This window comes from uncultured Lutibacter sp. (assembly GCF_947495725.1).
Lineage (GTDB): Bacteria > Bacteroidota > Bacteroidia > Flavobacteriales > Flavobacteriaceae > Lutibacter.
The window spans coordinates 229512-236189 of record NZ_CANLZZ010000001.1; the positions used below are offsets into that span (position 1 = coordinate 229512).

Here is a 6678-nt window from a genome sequence, read left to right on the forward strand (position 1 = left end):
TCGATTAAAACAAATTTAGTATAGATGAGTGGTAAATACTTGTAGTTAAAGCAAGTTAAGGCGCTTCATTAATTCCGGTCTATTAGAGCGACTAACAGGAATAACATTATTACTTATTAACACACTATTATCTTCTATATCAATAATTTTTTTTGTGTTTATTATAAACGATCTATGCACCTTTAAAAACAAATCATCGGGTAATTTTTCTTCAATTTTTTTCATTGTAGAATGTACAGTATAGTTTTTGCCATCTGTTTTAATTAAAATATAATCGCCCTTTGCTTCAATTAAATTAATTGTTGCAAAATTTATTTTAACCAATCTTCTATCAATATTTACGTAAAGTTCATTTATAACTTCTGTTTCTTTTGATTTTGATTCAACATTACTGGCCTGAGAAAATAATGTTGCTTTTTGAACTGCTTTATCAAAACGTTTTTGTGTAACTGGTTTTACTAAATAATCTACTATACAATCATATTCAAAAGCTTCAATTGCAAAGTTTTTATCTGATGTGGTAAGTATTACTTTTGGTGGATTTTTTAATGTTTGAAGCAAATCAAAACCTGTAAAAGTTGGCATATGGATGTCTAAAAATATTAGATCTATTGTATTTTGATTTAAGTATTTAATTGCATCTATGGCATTAGAAAAACTTTCAACTAAACTTAACTTCTTGTTTTTGGAAATTAATTGCTCAATAATGGCACGTGCCATTTCTTCATCATCAATTATAATACTTTTCATAAAGCTTTTTTTTTAATATTGATTTATAAAGTTAACCATAACTTTTAAAATAGTATCAAATTGCGTTTTTGATTTTGTTATTTTTTTCTTTAATTCTTCTTCGTAATCAATTGCAACCTGATAACTTTTTTCAAGACCTAAAGTACTAATTTTATGTTTAATTTTATGCACAATTTCTGCAGCTTGTTTAAAATTCTGCTCTTTTAAAAAAGTTTCATAACTTTTTATTTCTTCTGGAAGTTCATTTTTAACTATTTCTAGCATTTTTTCTTCAAAAATTAAATCGCCTCCTGAAATTTCTTTTATATATTTTAAATTAGGTTTTTCTGTCATTTTGTATTTTTTGGTATGGTAAAATAAAAAGTTGTTCCTTTGGATAAATCACTAGTAAGCCAAATTTCACCACCATAAAACTCTATAATTCTTTTTACTATTGACAAGCCAATACCTGTTGTATTTTGCTCAACATCAATACTTTGAAAAATTTCAAATATTTTCTTATGGTATTTTTCCAAAATTCCTTTTCCGTTATCTTTAATATAAAATTCCCAAAAATGGTTTTTATCGTTTACACCAACTTCAATTTTACCATTAGTTTTATCAATACTTTTTATAGCATTTTGTAGTAAATTTTGAAACACTTGCTGCAATCTATATTTATCACCAACTATTATTGGTAAATTGTCATGTATAATTAACTGCACATGTTCTGGGATTAACAAAACTTCTCTTAATTCTGAAACTAAATAATGTATATCTACATCATATTTTTCAACTTCCGCTTTATCTATTGTAGAATAATTTAAGATGCCATTAATCATAGCGTCCATTTTTTCAACATTTTTTAATATTAATTGAAAATGGCTTTTACTTTCCTCATCAATTTTATTATTATCGTTTTCCAAAATCCAATTAACCAAAGAATCAATACTTCTTAATGGCGATTTTAAATCGTGCGAAACAATATGTGCATAATTATTTAATTCTTGATTTTTAAATTCTAAATTGGCAAGTAATTCTTCTCGCTGCTTATTTACTTTTAATATTTCTTTAGATTGCTTTTTAATAAATTTTGCCAAATCTACTTTTTCATCAATATCTAACTCCGTTTCTGAAGAATCTCCAAGCTTTAAAATTCTTACAATATAATTTAAGTTTTCAATAATTCCTTGTTGAATTTCGGCATCTTCCTTTAACTTTTTATTAGCCTGAAATAATTCATCTGAGCTAATAATCATTGCTCTTTGAGACATTTTTAACTGATCTTCATAATTGGCGTATGATTGATTTATTGCTGAAAAAAAATTCTCTAATCTTTTTTCATCAACCAAATCATCTGGAAGATGTTTTCTTATTTGTCTAAGTAGTAACGAATTCACTATTCACTAATTAATGTTAATGTCATTGTTTGATTGTGTAACTCACATGCTGTTTCTCCATAAAATGGCGCCATTTCGCCATAAGAATAAAAACCTGTTAACGAAGTTTGCTTACCAATAACATTTATTACCTCTTCAATTTCCTCCTCTGCTCTTTGATCCATAACTAGTTTTCGACCAATACAACTTACCAACAATGCTAATTGTGGTTTATTTACTCTTTTTTCCATTGCTAATTTTGCAGCTTCATATGCGCCATCAGCAATTGCATCTACAGATGCCATCATTAATTGAACTTTAGATCCTTCAGGTACATCACCTGCCAATATCATTGAATTATTTTCTTTATTTATAGATAAAATGGTTCTAACTACTGGTTTCGATTTTCCTTTTGGAGTTACATTTAAAGGGAAAAGCAACGATGCCTGAGGAAGCTCAGATGCTTTATCTCCCAAATATTTAGAATACAAATCTAATGCTGGTAAATCATCTATTTCAAATAATATGTTTCCCTCCGATTTTGTAATAATTCGTTCCGGTCCAAACGGTCTCCAACCTCCAAAACTTGCAAATGAAATTTCTAATGCATCTCCATAAAAGCCAATTATAATTACTTCTCCTTCTTTAGGATTATCTTTATATGATGCAAGTGTTTTTTCAAACCTTGCTCCATCTCCACACATTCCACCAGTTAACGAAATTTTATCATAAAAAGAAGATTCAATTCCTTCAATTAAAGCGCTTCCGTTTACAAAACTTCCTTCTGATAAAACAAAAACATGTTTTAAATGTTCTTTTGGCAACTCTTTAATTAAACTTTCTCCTAAATTTTTAGCATTTTTATTAAAATCAAAAATATTAGCAGTTTTCACAACATATAAGCTTTTTTCAAACTCAATAGCAGTTACAACAATTGATGTATCTAAAACGTGCTCTCCTATTATTTCTCCTGAAGTTGAACCAAAAACTAAATTTTTATACGGAAATTCTTTTCTTACATTATCAATTACTTCCTTGTTTTCCAATTCGAATCGTCCTCCAAAAACCAATACTAGTGGGTTTTTTAGGGATTTATTTTCCGATAAATATTCCCACCTTCCATTTTTAGTTTTTTTAGCTTGTACTACCTTCATATATTACTTTTTTATACTAAAAAAGAAAGTAGTTCCAATTCCTACTTCACTTTCGATCCAAATTTTTCCTTTATATAATTCAACTACTTTTTTTACAATATTTAATCCAATTCCTGATGAATTTTCATAATTACCTAAAGTGCTAAACATTTTAAATATTTTCTCGTGATATTCTTTTGGAATACCAACACCATTATCTTTAATTGAAAAGGTATAAAAATCTTCCGATTCGGAATAATCAACCTCAACCAAACCCATTTCTTTATCAATATAATTTACTGCGTTACCAATTAAATTTTGAAAAAGCTGCTGTATCCTTGTTGCATCGGCTTTTATAATTGGTAATTTTTGTTTGGTAACTACTTTTATATGATCTGGAATAAAAATAATGTGTACAATATCTTTTATAATATTATTTACATCAACAAGATCATAATTCATACCTTCGTCTTCAATACTTGAATAATTTAAAATATCACCTATTAGCTTATCCATTTTCTCAACCTTATCTTCCATTAGGTTTAAATTAACCAAGCTCTGTTCTCCTAATTTCTCTTCAAAATCTTCTTTAGTCCAACTTAACAAAGCCGAAATACTTCTTAATGGCGATTTTAAATCGTGCGAAACAATATGTGCATATTCATTTAATTGTTCATTCTGTTTTTCTAAACTTTTCAGTAATTCTTCTTTTTGCTTTTCTAAATTTTTTTGTTCGGTAATATCCAAATGAATTCCAATTGAACCAACTATTTCTCCATTTACATTATAATTTGGAGCGCCGCTTATAAGCCAATTCTTAATGTCGCCACTTTTAGATATTGCATTTACTTCATATGAATCTGAAATCCCTTGTTCTCTATTATTCATTTTGGTATAAAATACCTTAGAGCTTTCTTTACTTAAAATTAATTCTGCTGCTTTTTTTCCAACTAATTCATTTAATGAATAACCACTTAATTCACAAAAACTTTGGTTTGCAAATAAAATTTCGTCGTTGTTATCAACTTCGAGTAAACCCAAATTCATATTAGCAATTATACTGCTATATTTTTCTCTTTGAGCTTCTAAACTTTCTTCATATCTCTTACCAATAGTTATATCATCATAGCTCCATAAATAGCCCTTATAAACTCCATCTTGGAGTATTGGAATTCCATTTCTTTCAAAAACTCTACCATCATTTAATTCAAGCTCTTGTTTATAAACATCATCGTTTTTTTGTAAAACTAGATTATTGGTATTTAAAAAATAATCTGGTTTTTTAAAAAGGTGTTTTGCTTTTTCATGAAAATGAGATACTTTTTTTCCTTGTATTGCTAATTCATCATCAAATAAATCAAATAATGAACAAAACTTTTTGTTTACAACTTGAATATTCTTGTGATTGTCTTCCAATAATATTCCTGTTTGAAGATGACCTATTAAAGTTGATAGCCTATTTTCTGAATCTTTAAGTTTTTCTTTTGCCTCTTTTTCTTGAGTGATATCTTCAATTGTAGTAACATGGTATTTAACATTGTTTTTATTGTCTTTTACACCCGTAACAGAAGTTTTAGCCCAAACTATTTCACCTCCTTTTTTTACATATCTTTTGTCTAAAAAATAAGAATCTATTTCGTTATTATACAACTTATTACGTTTAACAGCTGAAACATCTTTATCTTCTAAATATGTAATATCCTGAAGTTTTATTGTTTTTAATTCTTCGTGAGAATAACCAAGCATTTGAGCTAAAGAATTATTTGCCATAATTAACCCAACGTCATCTTTCCTAGATAATGAAATTCCAATAGGAGAATGATCTACAATAATATCTAACTGTTTTTTTTGTTGCTCTATTAGTTCTTTGTAAATATTTTCTTGTGTAATATCTCTTAAAATTCCTTGGGCTGCAATTGGTTTTCCTTCTTTATTATAAATAATACTAGAATTTACCTGAACTAATTTATCTCCGCTGTTTTTTGTTTTAATTACAGCTTGATAATCTTTATAATAGCCTTTTTCGTATAATTTTTTAAAAGCTTTTTCTGTATATTCTAAATAATCTTCAGTAACAATTGAAGTTAAATTAAATGATTCTTTGCTTGCATCATAACCCAGCATTTCAACTGCGGCTTCGTTCATATTTAAAACATTGCCCATAATATCCATAACAATATAGGCATCAACAATATTTAAGAAAACACCTTCTAATTCCGATGTTTTTTGACTTAAAGAATCTTCTAGTTTTTCGTTTGAAATTTTTAACTCTTGGGTTAAATTGTATAATTCATAAGATTTTTCTTCAAGAATCTTTTCTGCTGCTTTTCTTGCCGCCTTTTCTCTTTGAAGTGCTCTTTCTAATATTTCAACTTTATTATTGTTCTCCATTTTTTTCTGAAATTAGAAATAGAACCTCAGTACCATCCTCTTTCAACAATGTGTAATTTACAACGGCATTTTTATTATAATGCTCAAAAGTTTTTTCTATTAAAGCTTTGGCAAACATATACAATCCTCGGTCTGAATAATAAATCATTTCTATTGACTTATCATCTTTTCTATTTATTTTAAATGTAGGCAATTCTGCCCCAGGATACAATTTCCTCACTTCTACATGGATATGGTTTTCAACAGATTCCAACAAATTTATAGGCGAATTATAATAATTTATAATATCTGGATGTTGACGATGTAATACTTTGAAAAAATATAACCCATACGCATAAATTAAATCTTGTACTGGCATATTAACCTTTTCACTTAGGTTAGAAATTAAACTAAGCATTTCAAAAAAATCATATGTCCCAACCGAAGTATAAACACCTTTTGATTTTAGTTCTGATTTATATAAAATATAATCAACAGTTTCTAAACCAAATGTTTCTTCAACCATTTCCAAAAACTCTGTAAATACAATTCCTTTCATTTTAATTAACCTTTTATTAATTCATTAGCGCTCCAGTAGTCTAAAACTCTTTTTATTAATTCAACGTAATCGTTAAATTTAAGAGGCTTAATTACATAACCCGATACTCCAATTTTATAACACTCTAACATATCTTTTCGGTTATTAGATGTGGTTAAAATTACAGTAGGTATATATTTTAATTCATTATCATTTTTTAGAATACTTAAAAATTCTATACCATTTAATTTTGGCATGTTTAAATCTAACAAAATAATATCGGGCAATCTATCTTTTTTATACAAAATTTTCAATGCATCTTCTCCGTTATTAGCTTCAATTATTTTGTGAGGATAATCAAGTTTAGAAATTGTTCTATTTAACTTCATTACTTCAATCATATCATCTTCAATTAGAAGTATTGTTAATTTTTTATCCATTTTTTAAGAAATTTTATTAATTGAGAATAAATATCGTAATTATGTAGTGTCTTGCTTCTTTAATCTCGCTCAAAACAAATTAACTATCG

At 27.3% G+C, this 6678-nt stretch carries 7 protein-coding genes; all 7 read right to left on the reverse strand.

The genetic code is table 11. The features are described 5' to 3' along the window. Positions 1 to 45 precede the first annotated feature (45 nt). Genes Q0776_RS00895 through Q0776_RS00925 form a run of 7 tightly spaced genes read right to left on the reverse strand, consistent with a single transcriptional unit; the run spans position 46 to position 6589 of the window. Positions 46 to 750, reverse strand: coding sequence for a LytTR family DNA-binding domain-containing protein (locus Q0776_RS00895; protein WP_298363701.1), 705 nt, complete (start codon positions 748 to 750; stop codon positions 46 to 48). Positions 751 to 762: 12 nt separating this feature from the next. Beyond that, positions 763 to 1083 (reverse strand): Hpt domain-containing protein, encoded by a 321-nt coding sequence (locus Q0776_RS00900; protein ID WP_298363704.1) that lies wholly within the window; start codon positions 1081 to 1083, stop codon positions 763 to 765. Continuing rightward, the gene (locus Q0776_RS00905) at positions 1080 to 2129 is read right to left on the reverse strand and encodes an ATP-binding protein (protein WP_298363706.1); all 1050 of its coding nucleotides are present in this window, start codon (positions 2127 to 2129) and stop codon (positions 1080 to 1082) included. Before Q0776_RS00905 ends, Q0776_RS00900 begins: the two co-directional genes overlap by 4 nt. Beyond that, the gene (locus Q0776_RS00910; protein ID WP_298363708.1) at positions 2129 to 3262 is read right to left on the reverse strand and encodes an FIST N-terminal domain-containing protein; all 1134 of its coding nucleotides are present in this window, start codon (positions 3260 to 3262) and stop codon (positions 2129 to 2131) included. Before Q0776_RS00910 ends, Q0776_RS00905 begins: the two co-directional genes overlap by 1 nt. Positions 3263 to 3265: 3 nt before the next feature. Continuing rightward, the gene (locus tag Q0776_RS00915) at positions 3266 to 5632 is read right to left on the reverse strand and encodes a PAS domain S-box protein (protein ID WP_298363710.1); all 2367 of its coding nucleotides are present in this window, start codon (positions 5630 to 5632) and stop codon (positions 3266 to 3268) included. Beyond that, on the reverse strand, positions 5619 to 6170 hold the full coding sequence (locus tag Q0776_RS00920) for a heme NO-binding domain-containing protein (protein WP_298363711.1): 552 nt from the start codon (positions 6168 to 6170) through the stop codon (positions 5619 to 5621). Before Q0776_RS00920 ends, Q0776_RS00915 begins: the two co-directional genes overlap by 14 nt. Before the next feature lie 5 nt (positions 6171 to 6175). Further along, positions 6176 to 6589, reverse strand: coding sequence for a response regulator (locus Q0776_RS00925; RefSeq protein WP_298363712.1), 414 nt, complete (start codon positions 6587 to 6589; stop codon positions 6176 to 6178). Between the last annotated feature and the right edge of the window lie 89 nt (positions 6590 to 6678).